This is a genomic window from Microbacterium sp. NPDC087868 (genome assembly GCF_044900755.1).
GTDB classification, from domain to species: domain Bacteria; phylum Actinomycetota; class Actinomycetes; order Actinomycetales; family Microbacteriaceae; genus Microbacterium; species Microbacterium galbinum.
Genome location: NZ_JBJDNO010000002.1, coordinates 826,839 through 846,385, shown reverse-complemented (window position 1 = coordinate 846,385; position 19,547 = coordinate 826,839). Strand labels below are relative to the sequence as shown.

The window sequence follows — 19,547 nt, the reverse complement described above, 5'->3', positions numbered from 1 at the left end:
GGGGTCAGCGGGCCCGGGGTCAGCGGGCCGCGGTGCTCGAACGCACGACCAGCGACGTCGGGACGACCGACGTCGCCGGCGCCTCGGCCGCGGCATCCGCTCCCCCCTCGATCTCGGCGACCAGCGCGGCGACCGCGCGGTCGGCGAGCGCCGGGAAGTCCTGTCGGATCGTGGTGAGCGGCGGGCGGTAGTTCGCGGCATCCGGCACGTCGTCGAAGCCGACCACCCCGACATCCGTCGGCACCCGGCGGCCCGCGTCTTCCAGGCCGCGCACGAGTCCGAGCGCCATCTGGTCGTTGGCGCAGAAGACGGCGGATGCCTCGGCCAACGACCCGGCGGCGGCGTGCCCCGAGTCCGACGACCAGTCGCCGCGCACGACGGCGGGCGGGCGGATGCCGTGGGCGACGAGCGTCTCGCGCCAGCCGCGTTCGCGCTCGGCGGCGGCGAAGGAGTCGGCGGGTCCCGCGAGGTGGTGCACCGTCTCGTGGCCGAGGTCGAGGAGGTGCCGGGTGGCGGCGGCGGCCCCTCCCGCGTGATCGCTGTGCACCGCGCGGAGGCCGTGGTCGGCGATCGCATCGACCACCACGAGACGCAGCCCCGCCGGGCGGGCGGCGGCGGGCACGAGCGCGGAGGCCTCGTTGAGCACGATCGCGCCGTCGACCTCCTGTTCGGCCAGCCGGTCGAACGCCGCGTCGACCCCGGCGGATCCCGCGGCGGCCGTGACGACCGTGAGGGCGTAGCCGCGGTCGGCGGCGGCCTCGGCGGCGGCCTGCAGCATCCGCGAGTTGCCGACCGTGGCGAGCGTCGTCACGACCAGCCCGATGGTCTGCGAGCGCCCGGTGCGCAACGCGCGGGCGGCGCGGTGCGGGCGGTAGCCGAGGTCGGTCATCGCCTGCTCGACCCGGGCGCGGGTGGCGGGGTCGACGCGAGGACTGTCGTTGACGACGCGCGAGACGGTCTGTCCCGAGACCCCGGCCCGGGCGGCGACCATCGCCATCGAGACGCGGCCCGAGGTCGCACGCGGAGAGGAGACGGGGTCGTTCACTCCTCCATGTTGACGTAATCACGGCCGCGGATCTACCATGTTTACGTGAACACGCCTGAATCTGCGGAGATGCGCACCTCGACCCTGAGCGCCGGCATCGTCAAGCGCGCGACGCTGCTCGCCGACGGCCGCGACATCATCTATTACGACGACCCCGACACGACGCTCGGCGCCGAGCGCGCCGTCGACGCCCGCACGCTCGACCCGCGCCCCGCCACCGCGACCATGCGGCAGGACGTGCTCACCGGCGACTGGATCACCGTGGCCGCCAACCGGCAGAACCGCGTCATGATGCCGAGTGCCGACGCCGACCCGCTCGCCCCGCAGACCCCGACCAACCCGTCGGAGGTGCCGTCGCGCTACGACGTCGCGGTGTTCGAGAACCGCTCCCCCGCGTTCGGCCCCGCCCTCGCCGAGGCGGTCGGCACCGCCCCCGCGGCGAGCGACGCGCCCCGGGGTCTCGACGACCTCGACGCCCTCGGTCTCGGCCGCACCCGCACCTCGGTCGGCCGCTGCGAGGTCGTGTGCTTCAGCCCCGAGCACTCGGGATCGTTCGGCACCCAGTCGGTCACCCGCGCCCGCACCGTGATCGAGGCCTGGGCCGACCGCACTGCCGCGCTCTCGCAGCTGCCCGGCATCCAGCAGATCTTCCCGTTCGAGAACCGCGGGGAAGCGATCGGCGTCACGCTGCCGCACCCGCACGGGCAGATCTACGCGTACCCGTACGTCACCCCGCGCACGGCCAAGCTCCTCGACTCGATCGACCGCACCGCGCCGGACCTGTTCGCCCGCATCCTGGAGTTCGAGCAGGCCTCCGAGCGGGTCGTCTTCCGCGGCGAGCACTGGACCGCCTTCGTGCCCTTCGCCGCCCGCTGGCCCCTCGAGGTGCACCTGATGCCGCACCGCCACGTGCCCGACTTCGCCGCCACGACCGAGGCCGAGCGCGACGAACTCGCCCCGCTCTACCTGCGCCTGCTGCGCGGTGTCGACGCGCTCTACGACACCCCCACCCCGTACATCGCCGCCTGGCACCAGGCACCGGTGAACGTCGGCCGCGACACCGTGCGTCTGCACCTGCAGCTCACGAGCCCGCGCCGCGCCGCCGACAAGCTCAAGTTCCTCGCCGGCTCCGAGGCCGCGATGTGGGCCTGGGCCGCCGAGGTCACCCCCGAGCAGGGGGCGGCCCGCATTCGCGACGCGATCGCGGCCGCCGAGGCGGCAGCCGCGGCATCCGCCCCGACCCCCGAGGAGACCCCCGCATGACCGTCACGGAGACCGGCCCGGAAACCACCGCTCAGGATGCCGCGCGCGCACTGTTCGCCGAGCTGACCGACCGCACGCCCGACGGCATCTGGTCGGCACCGGGGCGCGTCAACCTCATCGGCGAACACACCGACTACAACGAGGGCTTCGTGCTCCCGTTCGCGATCCCGCACCGCACGGCCGCCGCCGTCGGACTGCGCGACGATGCCCGCATCCGCGTCGTCTCGACGTTCTCCGACGAGACGGTCGAGGTCGGGATCGACGAGCTCGACGGGCTGTTCCCGACCCTTCGACATGCTCAGGGACCCAGTGGAGAGACGCCGGCCGTTCCGGAGTGGGCCGCGTACCCGCTCGGCGTCGCGTGGGCGCTGCGACTCGCGGCTCCGGAGGGAGCGTTCCGCGGGGTCGACATCGCGATCGCCTCCGACGTGCCCGTGGGTGCGGGGCTGTCGTCGTCGGCGGCGATCGAGGGCGCGACCGCGACCGCCCTCAACGACCTCTGGCACACCGGACTCGACCGCACCGCGCTCGCCCGCGTGGGCCGCCGCGCCGAGAACGAGGCGGTCGGCGCGCCCACCGGCATCATGGACCAGATGGCATCGATGCTCGGCGAGACCGATGCCGCGATCTTCCTCGACTGCCGCTCTCTCGAAGCGCAGCTCGTCACGGTCGGCGTCGCCGAGGCCGGTCTCGCGATCCTCGTCATGGACACGCGCGTCAAGCACGCCCACTCCACCGGCGGCTACGGCGAGCGCCGCGCCTCGTGCGAACTCGGCGCCGAGATCATGGGTGTGCCCAGCCTGCGCGACGTGTCGACCTCCGACCTCCCCCGCGCCGAGGAGCTCATGGACGACGTGACCTTCCGCCGTGTGCGGCACATCGTCACCGAGAACCAGCGTGTGCTCGACACGGTGCGCATGCTGCGCGAGCGGGGCGCCCGCGCGATCGGTGACCTGCTGGTCGCCTCGCACGCCTCGATGCGCGACGACTTCGAGATCTCGGTGGCCGAGCTCGACACGGCCGTCGAGGCCGCGCTGGCCGCCGGCGCGCTCGGCGCGCGCATGACGGGTGGCGGATTCGGCGGCGCGGCGATCGCGCTGATCGAACAGGATGCCGTCGCAGCCGTGTCGGATGCCGTGACCGCGGCCTTCGCCGACGCGGGCTTCACCGCCCCGCACCTGTTCACGGTCGTGCCGTCGGCGGGCGCGCACCGCGACGCGTGACCTGCGCTGTATCGGTGACGGCGGCGCCGGAGTCCACAGCATCCGCCTGAGAGAATCGAACCCGGAGTCGCGCGGTCGTGCGCGGCCGGAGAGGAACGCAATGTCCTGGATCGTCACCGGCGGCGCCGGCTACATCGGCTCGCACGTCGTCCGCGCCCTCGCGGATGCCGGGCTCACCCCGGTCGTCCTCGACGACCTGTCGAGCGGTGTCGCCTCGTTCGTTCCGGAGGGCGTGCCCTTCGTGCAGGGCAGCATCCTCGACCGCGACCTCGTCGAGAAGGCGCTCCGCGACCACGACGCCCAGGGCGTCATCCACGTCGCCGGCTACAAGTACGCCGGCGTCTCGGTGCAGCGCCCGCTGCACACCTACGCGCAGAACGTCGAGGGCACCCGCGTGATCCTCGAGGCGATGGAGGCCGCGGGCGTCGCGAACATCGTCTTCTCATCGTCGGCCGCCGTCTACGGCACTCCCGACGTCGCCCTCGTCGTCGAGGACACGGCCAAGAAGCCCGCGAGCCCCTACGGCGAATCGAAGCTCATCGGCGAATGGTTGCTGCGCGACCAGGCGGTCGCCACCGCAGAGTCGGCGACCCCGCTGCGGCACACCTCGCTGCGCTACTTCAACGTCGTCGGATCGGCCGACCCGACGGTCTACGACGTCAGCCCGCACAACCTCTTCCCGATCGTGTTCGAGGCGCTGCTCGAGGGGCGCACCCCGCGCATCAACGGCGACGACTACGACACCGAAGACGGCACCAACGTGCGCGACTACGTGCACGTGGGCGACATCGCCGCCGCGCACGTCGCCGCCGCGCAGCGTCTCGCCGCCGGTGAGCCGATCGAGCCCGCCTACAACCTCGGCTCGGGCGACGGCCTCAGCGTGAAGCAGATCATGGACGCGATGGTGCGCGTCACCGGCGTCGAGTTCGCCCCCGAGATCGGCCCGCGCCGCCCCGGCGACCCCGACCGCATCGTCGCCGACGGCACCCTCGCCGCCCGCGACCTCGACTGGCGGATGCGGTATTCGGTCGATGAGATGGTGCGTACGGGCTGGGAGGCTCGGGTTTCTTCGTCTTCTTCTTCGTAAGTTTCTTGTGGGGCGGGCGCAGGGATGCCGCCTTCGCTCGCAGAACGGGCGCCCTCCCCGCAAGCGGGTCCCCTCCCGATGCTCGCGCCGGCGGCATCCCTGCGCCCGCCAGTGGCATGCGTCGGCTCGCGTCCATCTTTCTGGGGGAGGAGCTGGCTCGCGCCGGCGGCATCCCTGCGCCCGCCAGTGGCATGGCAGTAGGGGCGGGTACGAGCGCTCTCAGCTTGCCGGGTTAGCGGCGGCCAGGTCGCGGGTGCGGATGGGGTAGAAGAAGAAGCAGATCCAGGCGAGCGCGACGAAGCCGACGGGGATGACGGCGAGCATCAGACGGATGCCGCCGTCCACCGCGTCGGGCTGCGCGTCGCCGAGCGCGGCATCGAACCCGGATGCCGTGAGCACCCACGCCGCGACGATCGCCTGCAGCACGACGGAGCCGCGCACGATGAAACCGTTGACCCCGAAGTAGGCGCCCTCCCGACGGTGCCCGGTGCGCACGGCATCCTCGTCGATGATCTGCGCCAGCACCACCTCGAGGAGCTGCAGCAGACCGCCGACACCGATGCCGACCGCGACGCCCACGAGGGCTGCGGCGAGGATGCTCGTCGGGGCGAGGAACCCGAGCACCGAGAGCCCGAAGACGGCCACGCTCCACAGCAGTGCGGTGCGGGGGCTGGTGCGACGGACGACTGCGCTCCACAGCACGATCGCGGGGATGGCGGTCACGAAGATCGCGCCGAGCAGGATGCTGCCCTCCCCCTCGGGCGCGCCCAGCGAGTAGCGCACGTAGAAGGGCAACGCGGCGAGGATCACGGCGATCGCCGTCTGGATGAACAGCGAGCCGATCACGTAGGGCACGAAGGCCCGGTTCGCGAACGTGTACCGCATCTGCATGCCGAACGGCAGCGGAGCCGCGACGGATGCCTCGGGCACGCGCCGCTCGACCATCCCGCCCGTGAACGACCAGACGAGGAACGCGAGGCAGACCGTGCCGAGCACGATCGCCATGCCGGGCCAGCCGATCGGCGAGGCGTAGAGCAGCGGCGCTCCGGCGGTGCCGAGGATCATGCCGAGGATCGCGAAGATCTGCCGGGGGACGTTGCCCCGCGCACGCTCGTCGGTGGTGCGGAAGATCTCGGGGAACAGGGCCGAGATGTTGAGCACGACCACCACGTAGGCGATGTCGTACACGGCCACGACCACGAGGAACCAGGCGATGAGGCCCGCGGTGGGCAGCTCCGGCGGCATCCACACCAGCGCGAACGCCACGACCAGCGGGACGATCCCGAGGCCGATCCACGGGATGCGGCGCCCCCACGGGGTGCGCAGGCGATCGGAGATCGCGCCGACGAACGGGTTGAGCACCGCGTTCAGGATGCCGTGGGCGATCATCGCCGCGGCCACCCACCCCGCCGGCACCGCGAGGTGCGAGACGTAGAAGTAGACGATGAACGCCGAGAAGGTCTGCGCCATCAACTGCGTGGGGAACCCGGAGGCCCCGAACGCGATCGACTGCGCCCGGGTGGGGGCGGCGTCGAGCCGCCGGTCGCGCAGACGCTCGGTGAAGGTGGTCATCGTGCGGTGCCCCTCTGCAGATCGCGCAGCGCCCGCCAGCCGATGCGCACGAGCCCTTCGTCTTCGATCACCCGGAGCACGACGGGGTCGGCGAGCAGTTTCCGCTCGAACTCGCGCTTCGGCGAGGCGAAGTCCACGGCGGCCCGCAGCTCCTCACCGTCGACCATCGGATGCAGGTAGATCTCGGTCACTCCCGCGGGCACCGCGCGCAGCAGCGTCACGAAGCCGTCGCGCACCTGCTCGTAGGTCTCCTCCGCCGCAGTGCCCTCGCCGACGAGTTCGAAGGGGTGCGACCACAGCCGGTCGATGATCTCGACACCGAGCGAGTCGGCCGCGGCGGCGGCGCGCGCGAGCTTGTCGCGCAGCTCGGCATCCGATTCTGCGCCGTCCATGCGGCGCGGAAGGCGGAACGGGAGGCCGTTCGCGGCGGCCAGCGCGAACACCTGCTCGAGGAAGTCGCGACCGGTCGCGAGGCCGTATACCGAGCCCATGTGGTTGTCGAGGTGCGTGACGTCGACGCCGGCGTCGAGCGCGGTGCGCAGCTGCGCGGCGATCTCGGCGGCGACCTCGTCGTACGCCGCGCGGGTCTCGACCGCGACGACGTCGACGGGGAAGAATCCGTCGCCGTCGATGAGTGAGGCAGCGGCCGTGAGCGGGCGCCAGCGGTAGCGGGTCCACTCGCTGGTGAGCACCAGATGCACGCCGACGTCGAGGTCGGTGCGGGATGCCGCGAACGCGAAGGCCTCGGGCGACCACGAGCACGGCACCATGATCGTGGCGGAGTCGACGTGGCCGGCATCCAGCAGCTCGGCGATCGCGACGTTGGCCGCATGGCACATGCCGAAGTCATCGGCGTTGAGGATGATGGCGCGGGTTCCGGGGGCGTGCCCCAGCCGTTCGATCAGGTCGGAGGGTGCGGTCATCGTCGGGTCCTGTCAGAAGTGCCGGTCACCGGCCGGGCTTTTCGGGTGTGGTGAGAACGCGGGCGAAGAGCGTGGCACGCAGGGCGGATGCCGCTTCGCCGACCGCGCCGACGAGCGGCGCCTCCGGGCCGAAGCTGGAGACGACGAACCGCAGCGGAAGGCGGGCGGAGTACTGCTCGGCGACCTGATGGATGATGTCGACGAGCACGGGGTGCGCGGCCTGCCCACTGAGGATGAACGCTTCGGGATCGAGGACGAGACCGATGCTGCCGGCGACGAGCGCGAGGCGTTTGCCGAGCTCGAGCGCCATCTGCATCGCCGCCTCGTCGCCGGCGGCCGCGGCATCGAGGTGCTCTTCGAGGGGCGCGTTCTGGTCGCGGCCGTTGATGAGCGCGAGGTCGGCGACGACCTGCTCGTTCACGACGGGGGCGCCGACGGGCAGGGGCGTCTGCGGCAGGTACATCACTTCGCCCGCCACTCCGGAGAACCCGCGGTGCAGGGCGCCGTCGATCACGATTCCGGCGCCGAGACCCTCGTCGAGCAGCAGCAGCGAGAAGCTCGACAGCTCGGCGCCTGCACCGGCGGTGAGTTCGGCGAGGGCGGCGAGGTTCACGTCGTTCTCGATGCGCACGGGGCAGCCAAGCCGGTCGGTGAGAGCAGAGCGGAACGCGCCGCCGTCGGGCCCCTGGTCGTTGCGGATGCTGCCGTCGGCGGTCACGATACCGGGCACGCCGATCAGCGCGAGGTGCAGGGGGCCGGCGACGGTCGCATTGCAGCGGTCGATGAGCGCGGCGATGTGCGCGACCCGGGTCTCGTTGTCGTCCTTCCGCGGGAAGTCACCGTGCGCCTCGGCACGCACCGCACCGGTCGCATCGACGAGCACGACGTGCGCCGCGCGGTGGTCGACGTGCACGGCGGCGGCGAATCCGAGGTGCGGGTGCAGTCCGACCTTGCCGGCGGCCGGCCCGCGCGAGCTGCGGTCGACACCGTCGGGCGCGACGGCGCCGGCGCTCTCGAGCATGCGCAGCACCTGCGTCACGGCGGTGCGCGACAGCCCGGTGGCCTCCATCAGATCGGTGCGCGTCTGCGGACCTTCGCTGGCGAGCGTCTCGAGGATCGCGCGCCCGTTGATCGAGCGCAACAGTGTCTGCGGTCCGGCGAGGGGCCTGCTCATCGCGCTCCGGTCGGTCTTTCTGTGAGACGTTCGATTGGTGAGAGTGGCCGATCCCCCATCGGCTTCATCGAGCATGGCATACCGGAGACCGCAGGTCGACACTTCGTGTCGCATTCGGGTGTGCGGCGCGCGCCGAGCACCGAGACATCATTTCGAGCGCGAACCACCACGGGAGGCGGGATGCCTCGTGCCGGAGATGGTGTCTCGACGGGGCGCGCTCAGTCCAACGCGCTCATCACGTGCTTGATGCGGGTGTAGTCGTCGAAGCCGTACTGCGAGAGGTCCTTGCCGTAGCCGGAGTGCTTGAATCCACCGTGCGGCATATCGGAGACGAAGGGGATGTGCGTGTTGATCCACACGCACCCGAAGTCGAGGTCGCGCGAGAACCGCATCGCCCGGGCGTGATCGGTCGTCCAGACCGACGCGGCGAGCGCGTACGGGACGTCGTTCGCCAGCTCCAGCGCCTCCTCGTCGGAGGAGAACGACTGCACCGTGAGCACCGGCCCGAAGACCTCGCCCTGCACGATCTCGTCGTCCTGCCGCACCCCCGACACGATCGTCGCGGGCCAGAAGTAGCCGCGATCTCCCTGCCGCACGCCCCCGGTCTCCACCCGGGCGTGCGCGGGCAACCTCGACACGAATCCCGACACCTGCTCCAGCTGCGCCGCACTGTTGAGCGGGCCGTAGAGCACGCCGTCCTCGCGCGGTCCGCCGGTGCGGGCATCCGACTCCGCCCGCGCGACCAGCGCCGCCACGAGCTCGTCGTGCAGGGACTCGTGCACGAGCACGCGCGTCGCCGCGGTGCAGTCCTGCCCGGCGTTGAAGAACGCACCGGTCACGATCCCCTCGACCGCCTTCGACACCGAGGCATCCGCGAAGACGATCGCCGGGGCCTTGCCGCCGAGCTCGAGATGCACGCGCTTGACGTCGTTCGCCGCCGACCGCGCCACCGCCATGCCCGCGCGCACCGAGCCGGTGATCGCGACCATCTGCGGGGTCGGATGCTCCACCAGCGCGACGCCGGTCTCGCGGTCGCCCAGCACGACGTTCAGCGTTCCGGCCGGGGTGTGCAGCGCCACGATCTCGGCGAGCAGCAGCGTCGACAGCGGGGTCGTCTCGGCGGGCTTGAGCACGACGGTGTTGCCCGCGGCGAGCGCCGGCGCGATCTTCCACACGGCCATGTTCAGGGGGTAGTTCCAGGGCGTGACCTGCCCGATCACGCCGATCGGCTCGCGGCGCACGAACGACGTGTGCCCGGCGAGGTACTCCCCCGCCGCGCGCCCCTCGAGCGACCGCGCGGCACCGGCGAAGAACCGCAGCTGATCGACCGACTGCATGATCTCGTCCTCGACGAGGCTCGCGCGCGGCTTGCCGGTGTCGCGCGACTCGAGATCGGCGAACTCCTCGGCACGCGCGGCCATGTCGTCGGCGATGCGGAAGAGGGCGAGCTGCCGGTCGGCGGGCGTCGTGTCGCGCCACAGCGGGAAGGCAGCGGATGCCGCGGCGTAGGCGGCATCGACGTCACCGGCATCCGACACCGGGAGCCGGCCGTACTCCTCCTCGGTGGCGGGGTCGATGAGCGGAAGGTCGCCTGCGCCGGACACGGGGACGAACCGACCGCCGATGAAGTTCTGCAAGCTCTCAGTGCGCATGCGGCCACAGTAGCGCGGCACTTTCGGAATCGGAAGGCCCGGAAGCCACCGACGACTGAATCGGTTGCACCACCGGTATCCGCCTGTCAATATCGACGCATGGGCACGAAGACACAGCCGGTGCTGGACGACATCTCGAAGCGGATCATCGAGCTGCTCCAGGAGGACGGCCGGCGCCCCTACGCCGAGATCGGGCGGGAGGTGGGCCTCAGCGAGGCCGCCACCCGCCAGCGCGTGCAGCGCATGACCGATGCCGGAACGATCCAGATCGTCGCGGTCACCGACCCCCTGCAGCTCGGATTCCACCGGATGTCGATGATCGGCATCCGCGTCACCGGCGACCCGCGTGCGGTCGCCGAGCAGCTCACCGCGATCACCGAACTCGCCTACGTCGTCGTCACCCTCGGCAGCTTCGACATTCTCGTCGAGGCCGTGTGCGAGAGCGACGCCGACCTGCTCGAACTGATCGCGACGCGCATCCGCACCATCCCCGGCATCGTGCACACCGAGAGCCTGCTCTACGCCGGGCTCTACAAAGACCTCTACAACTGGGGAACGCGCTGACCGCGCACCTCATCCGCTGAGAGAACCAACTGAGAACAAGGGAGCGCGCATGGGAACCACCGTCTTCGAACGTCGCCGCCCGCAGGACTCCGTCATCGACGAGTCCCTGCGCGACACCTCGTTCGCCGTGTTCTGGCTCGACGACGTGCAGCGCACCGAGTACCCGACACTGACCGGTGCGATCGAGGCCGACCTCGCGATCGTCGGCGGCGGGTACGCGGGGCTGTGGACCGCGATCCGCGCCAAGGAGCGCGACCCCGACCGCCGGGTCGTGCTCGTCGAGGCGTCGCGCGTCGCGTGGGCGGCCTCCGGCCGCAACGGCGGGTTCTGCGAGGCGAGCATCACCCACGGCCACGAGAACGGCGTGAACCGCTGGCCCGACGAGATCGAGCAGCTCGAACGGCTCGGGCTCGAGAACCTCGACGGCATCGCCGACACCGTCGCGCGCTACGGGATGGATGCCGAGTTCGAACGCACCGGGCAGCTCGCCGTCGCGGTCGAACCGCACCAGGTCGAGTGGCTGCGCGAGGAGGAGGGGTTCCTCGACCAGGATGCCGTGCAGGCCGAGGTGCACTCCCCCACGTTCCTCGCAGGTGCGTGGGAGCGCGACACCACCGCCCTCGTGCACCCCGCCAAGCTCGGGCTCGAGCTCGCCCGCGTCGCGACCGACCTCGGCGTGGAGATCTACGAGCACACTCTCGTGCAGGACATCCTCGGCGACGGATCGGGCGCGATCACCGTCGAGGCCCGCGACGGCCGGGTCGTGGCGGATGCCGTGGCGCTGGCCACGAACGTCTTCCCCTCGCTGCTCAAGCGCAACCGTCTGATGACGGTGCCCGTGTACGACTACGTGCTGATGACCGAGCCGCTGAGCACCGAGCAGCTCTCCTCGATCGGGTGGCGGAACCGGCAGGGCCTCGCCGACAGCGCCAACCAGTTCCACTATTACCGGCTCACCGCCGACGACCGCATCCTGTTCGGCGGCTACGACGCGGTCTACCACTACGGCGGCAAGGTGCGCCCCGAGTACGAAGACCGGATGGAGAGCCACCGGCGGCTGGCCTCGCACTTCTTCACCACGTTCCCCCAGCTCGAGGGGCTGCGCTTCACGCACCGCTGGGCCGGGGCGATCGACTCGTCGAGCCGCTTCTGCGCGTTCTTCGGCACCGCACGCAAGGGCCGGGTGACCTACGCCACCGGGTTCACCGGACTCGGTGTGGGCGCGGCGCGGTTCGCCGCCGACGTCATGCTCGACAAGCTCGCGGGCGAGGAGACCGAACGCACCGCGTTGCAAATGGTGCGGCAGCGCCCGGTGCCCTTCCCGCCCGAACCCGCCGCCGCGGTGGGCATCAACCTCGTGCGCGCCGCGATGGATCGCGCCGATCACAACGGGGGCAAGCGCAATCTCTTCCTCAAGACGCTCGACGCGCTCGGCATGGGATTCGACTCGTGAGCGACACGATCCCCGACGAGGGGCTCACCCCCGAACCGGCCGAGGGGCTCACCCCCGGCACGGGAGCGGATGCCGCGACCCTCGCGCTCGTGCACGTGCCGCTGCCTGCATCCGACGTCGTCTCGGGCGACCCGACCACCGCCGTGCACCCGCTCGCCCTGCTCGGGGGCACCGAGGTCGGCATCTGGGAGATGACGCCGGGAACGGCATCCGACACCGAGACCGACGAGGTCTTCGTCGTGCTCTCGGGCCGGGCGCGCATCGCGTTCGACGACCCCGACCTGCCCGATCTCGACGTCTCCCCCGGCTCCGTCGTGCGCCTGGCCGAGGGCCAGCGCACGGTCTGGACCGTCACCGAGACCCTGCGCAAGATCTACATCGCCTGAGACGAGCCGATGCTCGGGCTCAGCCGACGCGGGTGACCTCGGCGTGCGGCATCCGCTCGCGCATCACCCGGATCGCCTCGGGGTTGTCGTCGACCAGCACGCTGTCGCGCCCCAGCGCCGACGCGACCGCGCCGGTCGTGCCGCTGCCGGCGAAGAGGTCGAGCACCCGGTCGCCGGGGCGGCTCGACGCCCGGATGATGCGTCGCAGGATGCCCTCGGGCTTCTGCGTCGGATACCCCGTCTTCTCGCGCCCGGTCGTCGGCACGATCGTGTGCCACCACACATCGGTCGGCAGCTTTCCACGCGCCGCCTTCTCGGGCGTGACGAGGCCGGGGGCCATGTAGGGCTCGCGGTCGACCTCGTCGGAGTCGAAGAAGTACGCGCGCGGATTCTTCACGTACACGAGGATCGTGTCGTGCTTGGTGGGCCAGCGGCTGCGCGACTTCGCGCCGTAGTCGTAGGCCCAGATCAGCTCGTTGAGGAACGAGTCGCGTCCGAACACCGCGTCGAGCATCACCTTCGCGTAGTGCGCCTCGCGGTAGTCGAGGTGCAGGTAGAGCGTGCCGTCGTCGGCGAGCAGTCGCCACGCCTCCTCGAGACGCGGCATGAGGAAGTCGCCGTAGTCGTCGAAGCGGTCGTCGTAGGTGCGCAGCATCCCGCGCACCCGCTCGTAGCGATGGCCGTGGAAGCCGTGGCGGATCTCGGCGGGCGCGGTCTCGGGGACCGGCTGCTCATAACTCCGGACGGATGCTTCGGACTCAGCCGATTCCGGGTCGATCTGCCCCTCGGCATCCGATTCGTCCTGAATTGCGGCAGCCCGCGTCGCGGTGACGATCTGCCGTTCACGCGCGCGGCCCGTGTTGAAGGGCGGATCGAGGTACACCAGCGTGAACGAGGCGTCGGGCAGCGCGCGCACGGCGGCGAGGTTGTCGCCCTCGAGGATCGACACCGCCCCGACCCGCACCGGTGCGATGGAGACGTCCTGTTCGATCGGGACGGGCGGAGTGGGTACCGGGTCGGTCACGGCACCCGGTGCAGCCACGCGTCGGTCGAGAACTTCGTCTCGACCAGTTCCTCGGCCGCGGCGTACTCGTCGTCCGCGACCGTGCCGTCCTCGGCCGAGGTGAGCGAGCGGAAGGTCTCGATGAAGCGGTCGATGATCTCCTCGCGGCTGAGCCCGGTCTGGCTGCGCAGCGGGTCGACGCGCTTGGCCGCCGACGTGGTGCCCTTGTCGCTCAGCTTCTCGCGGCCGATGCGCAGCACCTCGGTCATGACCTGACCGTCGAGGTCGTACGACAGCGAGGCGTGGTGGAGCACGCCTCCGTTGGCGAGACGCTTCTGCGCGGCCCCGCCGATCTTGCCGGTCGAACTCGCGATGTCGTTGAGGGGGCGGTAGACCGCATCGATGCCGAGCGAGCGCAGCGCCTGCAGGGCGAAGTCGTCGAGGAACGCATACGAGTCGGCGAACGTCATGCCCGCGACGAGGGATGCCGGAACGTACAGCGAGTACGTGATGATCTGCCCCTCGGGGATGAGCATCGCGCCGCCGCCCGAGATGCGGCGGACGACGTCGAAGCCGTGACGCGCGGCGCCCTCGGGGTCGACCTCGTTGCGGTACGACTGGAACGATCCGATGACGACCGCCGAGCCGTCCCACTCCCAGATGCGCAGGGTCGGGCGACGCCGTCCCTCGCCGACGCGTGAGGTGAGCACCTCGTCGAGCGCGAGGTTCATGGCCGGCGAGACCGCCTTGTCGTGCACGATCTCCCAGTCGAAATCACGCCATCCCGGAGCGGTGACCAGCGCGCGGCGCACGACGGTGCCCACGGCCTCGGGCGTGAAGCCGAGCAGCTGAGCGCCCTCGGGAAGGGCCTCGCGCACGGCGGTGGCGATCACGGAGGCATCCGATTCGACCGGCAGGCCGTTCACGGCGTCGTTGATCGCCTCGAGCGCCGTGTCGGGCTCGAGGAAGAAGTCGCCCGCGAGCCGGAACTGCGCGATCCTCCCGTCGTCGACCTCGAGGTCGACGACGACGAGCTTTCCCCCTGGGACCTTGTATTCACCGTGCACCTCCCCAGCCTACGGCCGACGGGGGTTGTTGGTCGCGGTCGAAGTTGTGGGATCCTTCGACAAGCTCAGGGACCCAGGTCCAGAAACTGGGTCGCTGAGCCTGTCGAAGCGTCCCCCGACGCGAAGGGTCAGCGGCCGAGGACGACGGCGCGCTCGCCGGCGCGGATGGGTGCCGTGAAGCGGTTGCCCGCGGGCGGGAGCGGGCACACGAACTGGTCGGAGAACGCGCACGGCGGCAGGTACGCCCGATTGAAGTCGACGACCGCGGTGCCGTCGTCATCGGGCTCGTCGATCGCGAGGAAGCGGAACGGGAACGTCTCGATGCCGTTGGTCCCGTCGGCGAACACGGCGCCGAGGCCACCGCGCACGTTGCGCGTCACGGTGAGCTCGTGCGCGACCCCGCGGATCTCGAACCGCAGCCGCCCGGCGATCGGAGCCTCGTGCTGGTCGCCGTCGATCGCGACGATCGTGATCGACTCGTCGGTGGCGGGCTCGAACGTCGCCGGCAACCGCCAGGCGGGATCGGGACGGTAGGCGTCGATCGCACTGAACCGCTCGCGCTGCGGGCGGGCCGGGTTGAACACCCGCAGCGCCACGGTCTCGCGCCGCGGGAACACCCGCAGTTCGCGTCGCCCGAAGCGCAGCGCCTCGCCCCGGCGCAGCGTGACGGTGGCCCCGGCGACCCCGAGCTCGGTGCCGCGGATCTCACCCTCGGCACCGACCGCCCAGAGCCCCGGCACGTTCTCGACCGCGGCGGGTTCGGAGATCAGCCAGTTCGTGGACTCCAGGGCCGACGGGCCGTAGTCGGCACCCGCCACGCGTTCGCGTTCGTCGTGCCACGCACGCCAGTCGCTCTCGAAGCTCATCGGACCCTCCTCCCGTCGCGAGGAGGGTCGTGCGGGGGCACGTCTCCTCGGATGCCCGCGGAATGTTGCCCTGAATCTACGGCGGGGGCCGAGCATCCGTCGGGCCGGTGTCATGCACCTTCACCCGACGTCATCCGGCGTCATACCGCCGCTCGTGGGGGGGGGCGGCCCCACCGAGAGAACGCTCAGCGCGCGGGGATGTGCGTGTCGAGCCAGGCGAGGGTGTCGGCGTGCACCTCGTCCTGCTGCAGCTCGGCGAAGACCTCGTGCCGGGCATCGGGGTAGACGAGGGTCGTCACATCGGTGAAGCCCGAGCGGCTGCGGTACTCGTCAGCGAGCTTGTGCACGCTGCGGGGTCCGCCGACCGGGTCGTCTCGCCCGACGAGCAGCAGAAGGGGGATGTCACGGCCACCCGTCTCGCGAAGGTCGCGGCGCGGGCGCCCGTAGAGCTTCGCGGCTTCGATCGGCCCGAACAGCTTCAGCAGCGGCTCGCCCGTGGTGAGCGGGTCGATCTCGAATGCGGCCCACACCTCCGGGTCGCGGCTGAGCCACTCGTAGCCGGTGGCGTCGGGCCCCGCCCAGCGGGCGTTGAGGGGTGCAGCGCTGAGCGATCCCGGCATCCGCAGTGCCGACCCCGACAGGATCACGGCATCGAACGCCTCGGGATGCTCGTTCAGCAGCATCTGCGCGAGGAACGATCCCCACGAGTGCCCGAGCAGCACGAGCGGCAGGTCGGGGTTCTCGTCGCGGATGATGCCGGTCAGCTGCCAGACGGCATCCTTCGCGGCGCGCAGCCCGCCCTTGCCCAGCCGGCCCAACCGCGCGGGACCCCCGTGCTGGCGGATGCCGGTACGGCCGTGGCCGCGGTGATCGTCGGCGTAGACGGTGAAGCCCGCCGCGGTGAGCGCGGCGATCAGCGCACCGTAGCGACCCGCGTGCTCGCCGACGCCGTGCAGCAGTTGCACGACACCCCGGGGCGTCGTGGCCGCCGGGTGCACGTCGTAGACGATGGCGATGCCGTCGGCATCCGTGAACTCTCGGGTATCCGTCACGCTGCGAGCCTACCGATCGCGGGCGCGGCTCACAGCCCCAGGGCGGCGCGCACGGCCAGGGCGGTGTCGCGGTCGGTGACCTCGTACCCGCCCACGCCGTCTGAGGCCGACCCCATGCGCACGCCGCCCTCGGCGGTGACGGTGCGCTTGGCCGAGAAGTGCAGGGCGTCGACCCCGGTACCGGCGAGCTCGGCGGCGTTCGCGGCACCGACGCCGCTGCCCGCCATGATCTGGATGCGTCCGTCGGCGCGGGCGACGAGAGCGCGGAGGGTGTCGATGCCGTCGATCGCGGCGGATGCTCCGCCCGAGGTGAGCACGCGTCGCAGACCGAGCGCGATCGCGGCGTCGAGGGTCGCGAGCGGGTCGGGGCTGACGTCGATCGCGCGGTGCAGGGTGACGGATGCTCCGCCGGCCGCATCGCGCAGCCGGGCCATGGCGTCGACGTCGAGAACACCGCGCGCATCGAGAGCACCGATCACGACGCCCTCGGCCCCGGCCTCGATCGCGCGACGCACGTCGTGCTCGCAGATCGCGATCTCCTCGTCGGTGTAGTGGAAGTCGCCGCCGCGCGGGCGCACGAGCACGTGCACCTCGACATCTGCCTCGCGCGCCGCCTCGACCGACAGCTCGAGCGTGGCGGGCGACGGGGTGAGGCCGCCGAGCGCCAGCGCGGTCGCGAGTTCGACGCGCGCGGCGCCGACCTCTCCGGCGATGCGCACTCCGGCGGGATCCTGCACGGCGATTTCGAGAGCGGGCGTTCGGGTCACGCGCTCCATTCTGCCGTTCCCGCCCCGCGCGTCGATTACTTAGATAGACTAACTAAGTAATGACTTCGCCTGACGACTCCCTCCAGCTCACCGCCACCGAGTTGCGCATGGCCACGTTCCGGCTCGCGCGACGCCTGCGCTGCGCCCGCGCCGCCGACTCCATGAGCGATGCGCAGCTCGCCGTGCTCGCCGACCTGCGCATGAACGGTCGCCGTACCGTCTCGACCCTCGCCGAGCGCGAGCGCGTGACCGCCCCCTCGATGACGAACACCATCAACGGCCTCGAGGAGCAGGGCTACGTCACCCGCGCCGTCGACGAGGACGACCGCCGCCGCGTGCAGGTCGAGATCACGGATGCCGGCGCCGAACTCGTCGTCGAGACCATCCGCCGCCGCGACGTGCTGCTGGCCGACATGCTCGCCGATCTCGACTTCACGGAGGACGAGCTCACGACGCTGCGCGAAGCGAGCATCCTGATGCGACGGGTGACCGACCGATGAGCGCGATGTTCCGTTCGTTCGCGAACATCAACTACCGCATCTGGTTCGCCGGCGCCCTCGTCTCGAACGTCGGCGGCTGGATGCAGGCGACCGCGCAGGACTGGGTCGTGCTCACCGAGCTCACCGACAACGACGCGGCGGCCATGGGCTTCACCATGGCACTGCAGTTCGGCCCGCCGCTGGTGCTCGTGAGCCTCACCGGATGGGTGGCCGATCGGTTCGAGCGCCGCCGCATCCTGCTCGCGACCCAGAGTGCACTGCTGCTGCTCGCGATCGCCGTCGGCGTGCTGCTGTTGAACGGCCTCATGACGCTGCCGATGATGTTCGGGTTCGCACTCGGGTTCGGCATCGTGAACGCCTTCGACGCCCCGGCGCGCCAGGCCTTCGTGTCCGACATGGTGTCGGCATCCGACACCTCCAACGCCGTCGCCCTGAACTCGGCCTCGTTCAACCTCGCGCGCATGATCGGACCGGCCGTCGGCGGTCTGCTGATCGTGGCGATCGGGTCGGGCTGGGTGTTCATCGTCAACGCGGCGACGTTCCTGGCGATGATCCTCGCGCTCGGTCTGTTGCGCACGAGCCTGCTCGCGAAGCGGCCCAAGAACCGCGGGCGGGGCGGACTCGCGGCGGGCTTCCGCTACGTGTGGGGCCGCAGTGACCTGCGGGTCGTGTTCGTGACGGTGTTCCTGATCGGCGCCTTCGGCATGAACTTCCCGATCTTCGCCTCGACCATGGCCCTCGAGTTCGGGGCCGGAGCCGACGGCTACGGCGTGCTGTCGTCGATCCTCGCGATCGGCTCTCTCGCCGGCGCCCTGCTCGCCGCGCGGCGCGATCGGGCGCGGGTGCGCGTCGTGATCCTCGCGGCCGGAGGCTTCGGCGTCGCCGCGTTCGTGTCGGCCGCCATGCCCACCTACCTGACCTACGGCATCACTCTGATGTTCACCGGATTCATGATCGTGACGCTGCTCACCACCGCGAACGGCTACGTGCAGATCACGACCGATCCGACGCTGCGCGGGCGCGTGCTCGCGCTGTACATGGCGGTCATCATGGGATCGACCCCGGTGGGTGCACCGATCGCCGGATGGGTGGCGGATGCCTTCGGTCCCCGCACCGCGATCATGCTCGGCGGTACGGCGGGGCTCGTCGCCTGCGCGATCGGCGCCATCTGGGTGTTCACGTCCGGGCGTCTGCACCGCGACGAGAATCGGCGCTTCCTGCTCACGCTCGACGAGACCCGACCCCTCAGCGTGATCGACGAGGTCGACCCGGTGGAGTTCAGCGACGAGGCCGCGGTCACCACGCCCATCCGCCGCCCGAAGGACCCCGAGGCTCCGTAGCCTTCGGCATCCGCCACGGCATCCGTCACGGCATCCGTCACGTCCGCGTGCGCAGAACCGCACGGACCGGTGCGGAATGTCGACTCCGGGGCGTTCATCACCGGCATTTCGCACCGATCGGTGCAGGGACAGCGGAACGGGGTGCGGTGAGTGCAGTAAGGCGAGCCTTGTCAATGGGGTCTTCGGATGCCGAGACCCGCGCGTAACGTCGCGCCCATGGACGAGAACACGGAACACACCCCGCACGCGGAAGATCCGGCCGAGGGCGCGGAGCGCGTCGGCGTTCCGGAGTCCGGACAGGGCGGCGCCATCCAGGGCGACAGCTCTCACGGCGACTCCCCGCGCGGCGCTCTTCAGGGCGATGCCGACGAGGACGCCCCGGGCGACGAGCACGGCAACCAGGGCGCAGCCCAAGGCGGAGCGCTCCAGGGAGACAGTTCGCACGGCGACTCGCCCCGCGGCGCCATCCAGGGCGACGCCGGGCCCGATCGCGAGGCGCCTCTCGGAGGCGACGAGACCACGGAGCGACAGCTCCAGGCCGACAACGAAGCGGAAGAGGACACCCTGAAGCTCCTCGACCCCGATAACCCGCCCGCGTAGTCCCCAGCTT

Annotated in this window: 19 protein-coding genes; 9 read left to right on the top strand and 10 right to left on the bottom strand. The window is 71.1% G+C overall.

Features of this window, described 5'->3' with window-relative positions; translation table 11 throughout:
* Window positions 1-19 precede the first annotated feature (19 nt).
* Window positions 20-997 carry a LacI family DNA-binding transcriptional regulator gene (locus ACI2JZ_RS09485; protein ID WP_404597435.1) on the bottom strand — a complete coding sequence of 326 codons (978 nt, stop codon included), beginning with the start codon at window positions 995-997 and terminating at the stop codon, window positions 20-22.
* Between the two features lie 117 nt (window positions 998-1,114).
* On the opposite strand from ACI2JZ_RS09485, the gene galT reads away from it, so the two are divergent.
* The 3 genes from galT (at window position 1,115) to galE (ending at window position 4,618) form a co-directional block, all read left to right on the top strand.
* A complete protein-coding gene (gene galT, locus ACI2JZ_RS09480) occupies window positions 1,115-2,308 on the top strand; it encodes a galactose-1-phosphate uridylyltransferase (protein ID WP_404597434.1) in 1,194 nt (397 codons plus the stop codon).
* Complete coding sequence (gene galK, locus ACI2JZ_RS09475; RefSeq protein WP_404597329.1) at window positions 2,305-3,531, top strand: galactokinase; 1,227 nt, start codon at window positions 2,305-2,307, stop codon at window positions 3,529-3,531. The genes galT and galK overlap by 4 nt, the downstream gene beginning before the upstream one ends.
* A gap of 100 nt (window positions 3,532-3,631) precedes the next feature.
* Window positions 3,632-4,618, top strand: coding sequence for a UDP-glucose 4-epimerase GalE (gene galE / locus ACI2JZ_RS09470; RefSeq protein WP_404597328.1), 987 nt, complete (start codon window positions 3,632-3,634; stop codon window positions 4,616-4,618).
* Between the two features lie 219 nt (window positions 4,619-4,837).
* On the opposite strand, the gene ACI2JZ_RS09465 is transcribed toward galE, so the two are convergent.
* From ACI2JZ_RS09465 to ACI2JZ_RS09450, 4 genes are all read right to left on the bottom strand, one after another.
* Window positions 4,838-6,190 (bottom strand): MFS transporter, encoded by a 1,353-nt coding sequence (locus ACI2JZ_RS09465; RefSeq protein ID WP_404597327.1) that lies wholly within the window; start codon window positions 6,188-6,190, stop codon window positions 4,838-4,840.
* On the bottom strand, window positions 6,187-7,113 hold the full coding sequence (locus ACI2JZ_RS09460; RefSeq protein ID WP_247633838.1) for a polysaccharide deacetylase family protein: 927 nt from the start codon (window positions 7,111-7,113) through the stop codon (window positions 6,187-6,189). The genes ACI2JZ_RS09465 and ACI2JZ_RS09460 overlap by 4 nt, the downstream gene beginning before the upstream one ends.
* Window positions 7,114-7,138: 25 nt before the next feature.
* Window positions 7,139-8,287 carry an ROK family transcriptional regulator gene (locus ACI2JZ_RS09455; protein ID WP_404597326.1) on the bottom strand — a complete coding sequence of 383 codons (1,149 nt, stop codon included), beginning with the start codon at window positions 8,285-8,287 and terminating at the stop codon, window positions 7,139-7,141.
* Window positions 8,288-8,505: 218 nt separating this feature from the next.
* Window positions 8,506-9,939, bottom strand: coding sequence for a gamma-aminobutyraldehyde dehydrogenase (locus ACI2JZ_RS09450; protein ID WP_404597325.1), 1,434 nt, complete (start codon window positions 9,937-9,939; stop codon window positions 8,506-8,508).
* A 99-nt stretch (window positions 9,940-10,038) separates the two neighbouring features.
* On the opposite strand from ACI2JZ_RS09450, the gene ACI2JZ_RS09445 reads away from it, so the two are divergent.
* The 3 genes from ACI2JZ_RS09445 to ACI2JZ_RS09435 are packed head-to-tail and all read left to right on the top strand — an operon-like array spanning window position 10,039 to window position 12,342.
* Entirely contained in the window at window positions 10,039-10,503 is a 465-nt protein-coding gene (locus ACI2JZ_RS09445; RefSeq protein WP_404597324.1) for an Lrp/AsnC family transcriptional regulator, read from the top strand.
* Window positions 10,504-10,552: 49 nt separating this feature from the next.
* A complete protein-coding gene (locus ACI2JZ_RS09440; protein ID WP_404597323.1) occupies window positions 10,553-11,956 on the top strand; it encodes an NAD(P)/FAD-dependent oxidoreductase in 1,404 nt (467 codons plus the stop codon).
* Complete coding sequence (locus ACI2JZ_RS09435) at window positions 11,953-12,342, top strand: cupin domain-containing protein (RefSeq protein WP_247956913.1); 390 nt, start codon at window positions 11,953-11,955, stop codon at window positions 12,340-12,342. The genes ACI2JZ_RS09440 and ACI2JZ_RS09435 overlap by 4 nt, the downstream gene beginning before the upstream one ends.
* A gap of 19 nt (window positions 12,343-12,361) precedes the next feature.
* Here the strand turns inward: ACI2JZ_RS09435 and ACI2JZ_RS09430 are convergent, their stop codons facing one another.
* From ACI2JZ_RS09430 to ACI2JZ_RS09410, 5 genes are all read right to left on the bottom strand, one after another.
* Window positions 12,362-13,291, bottom strand: a complete 930-nt coding sequence (locus tag ACI2JZ_RS09430) for a DNA-methyltransferase (protein ID WP_404597433.1) — start codon at window positions 13,289-13,291, stop codon at window positions 12,362-12,364.
* Between the two features lie 71 nt (window positions 13,292-13,362).
* Window positions 13,363-14,412: a lipoyl protein ligase domain-containing protein gene (locus ACI2JZ_RS09425; protein WP_404597322.1), complete on the bottom strand. Its 1,050-nt coding sequence runs from the start codon at window positions 14,410-14,412 to the stop codon at window positions 13,363-13,365.
* A 128-nt stretch (window positions 14,413-14,540) separates the two neighbouring features.
* A complete protein-coding gene (locus ACI2JZ_RS09420) occupies window positions 14,541-15,278 on the bottom strand; it encodes a DUF1684 domain-containing protein (RefSeq protein ID WP_336641718.1) in 738 nt (245 codons plus the stop codon).
* A 185-nt stretch (window positions 15,279-15,463) separates the two neighbouring features.
* Window positions 15,464-16,330 (bottom strand): alpha/beta fold hydrolase, encoded by an 867-nt coding sequence (locus ACI2JZ_RS09415; RefSeq protein ID WP_404597321.1) that lies wholly within the window; start codon window positions 16,328-16,330, stop codon window positions 15,464-15,466.
* A gap of 29 nt (window positions 16,331-16,359) precedes the next feature.
* On the bottom strand, window positions 16,360-17,097 hold the full coding sequence (locus tag ACI2JZ_RS09410) for a copper homeostasis protein CutC (protein WP_404597320.1): 738 nt from the start codon (window positions 17,095-17,097) through the stop codon (window positions 16,360-16,362).
* Window positions 17,098-17,156: 59 nt separating this feature from the next.
* Here ACI2JZ_RS09410 and ACI2JZ_RS09405 point away from each other — a divergent pair, with 59 nt between their 5' ends.
* From ACI2JZ_RS09405 to ACI2JZ_RS09395, 3 genes are all read left to right on the top strand, one after another.
* A complete protein-coding gene (locus ACI2JZ_RS09405; protein ID WP_404597319.1) occupies window positions 17,157-17,597 on the top strand; it encodes a MarR family winged helix-turn-helix transcriptional regulator in 441 nt (146 codons plus the stop codon).
* A gap of 5 nt (window positions 17,598-17,602) precedes the next feature.
* Window positions 17,603-18,937, top strand: coding sequence for an MFS transporter (locus ACI2JZ_RS09400; protein ID WP_404597318.1), 1,335 nt, complete (start codon window positions 17,603-17,605; stop codon window positions 18,935-18,937).
* Between the two features lie 216 nt (window positions 18,938-19,153).
* Window positions 19,154-19,537, top strand: a complete 384-nt coding sequence (locus ACI2JZ_RS09395) for a hypothetical protein (protein WP_247624510.1) — start codon at window positions 19,154-19,156, stop codon at window positions 19,535-19,537.
* The last annotated feature ends 10 nt before the right edge of the window (window positions 19,538-19,547 follow it).

What these genes read in the sequence shown, in the direction of transcription:
- ACI2JZ_RS09405 (WP_404597319.1), top strand. Translation starts at nt 17,157, where the DNA reads ATGACTTCGCCTGACGACTCCCTCCAGCTCACCGCCACCGAGTTGCGC.
- ACI2JZ_RS09445 (WP_404597324.1), top strand. Translation starts at nt 10,039, where the DNA reads ATGGGCACGAAGACACAGCCGGTGCTGGACGACATCTCGAAGCGGATC.
- ACI2JZ_RS09400 (WP_404597318.1), top strand. Translation starts at nt 17,603, where the DNA reads ATGTTCCGTTCGTTCGCGAACATCAACTACCGCATCTGGTTCGCCGGC.
- ACI2JZ_RS09395 (WP_247624510.1), top strand. Translation starts at nt 19,154, where the DNA reads ATGGACGAGAACACGGAACACACCCCGCACGCGGAAGATCCGGCCGAG.
- ACI2JZ_RS09485 (WP_404597435.1), bottom strand. Translation starts at nt 997, where the DNA reads ATGGCGATGGTCGCCGCCCGGGCCGGGGTCTCGGGACAGACCGTCTCG.
- ACI2JZ_RS09465 (WP_404597327.1), bottom strand. Translation starts at nt 6,190, where the DNA reads ATGACCACCTTCACCGAGCGTCTGCGCGACCGGCGGCTCGACGCCGCC.
- ACI2JZ_RS09420 (WP_336641718.1), bottom strand. Translation starts at nt 15,278, where the DNA reads ATGAGCTTCGAGAGCGACTGGCGTGCGTGGCACGACGAACGCGAACGC.
- galK (WP_404597329.1), top strand. Translation starts at nt 2,305, where the DNA reads ATGACCGTCACGGAGACCGGCCCGGAAACCACCGCTCAGGATGCCGCG.
- ACI2JZ_RS09440 (WP_404597323.1), top strand. Translation starts at nt 10,553, where the DNA reads ATGGGAACCACCGTCTTCGAACGTCGCCGCCCGCAGGACTCCGTCATC.
- ACI2JZ_RS09450 (WP_404597325.1), bottom strand. Translation starts at nt 9,939, where the DNA reads ATGCGCACTGAGAGCTTGCAGAACTTCATCGGCGGTCGGTTCGTCCCC.
- galT (WP_404597434.1), top strand. Translation starts at nt 1,115, where the DNA reads ATGCGCACCTCGACCCTGAGCGCCGGCATCGTCAAGCGCGCGACGCTG.
- galE (WP_404597328.1), top strand. Translation starts at nt 3,632, where the DNA reads ATGTCCTGGATCGTCACCGGCGGCGCCGGCTACATCGGCTCGCACGTC.
- ACI2JZ_RS09460 (WP_247633838.1), bottom strand. Translation starts at nt 7,113, where the DNA reads ATGACCGCACCCTCCGACCTGATCGAACGGCTGGGGCACGCCCCCGGA.
- ACI2JZ_RS09455 (WP_404597326.1), bottom strand. Translation starts at nt 8,287, where the DNA reads ATGAGCAGGCCCCTCGCCGGACCGCAGACACTGTTGCGCTCGATCAAC.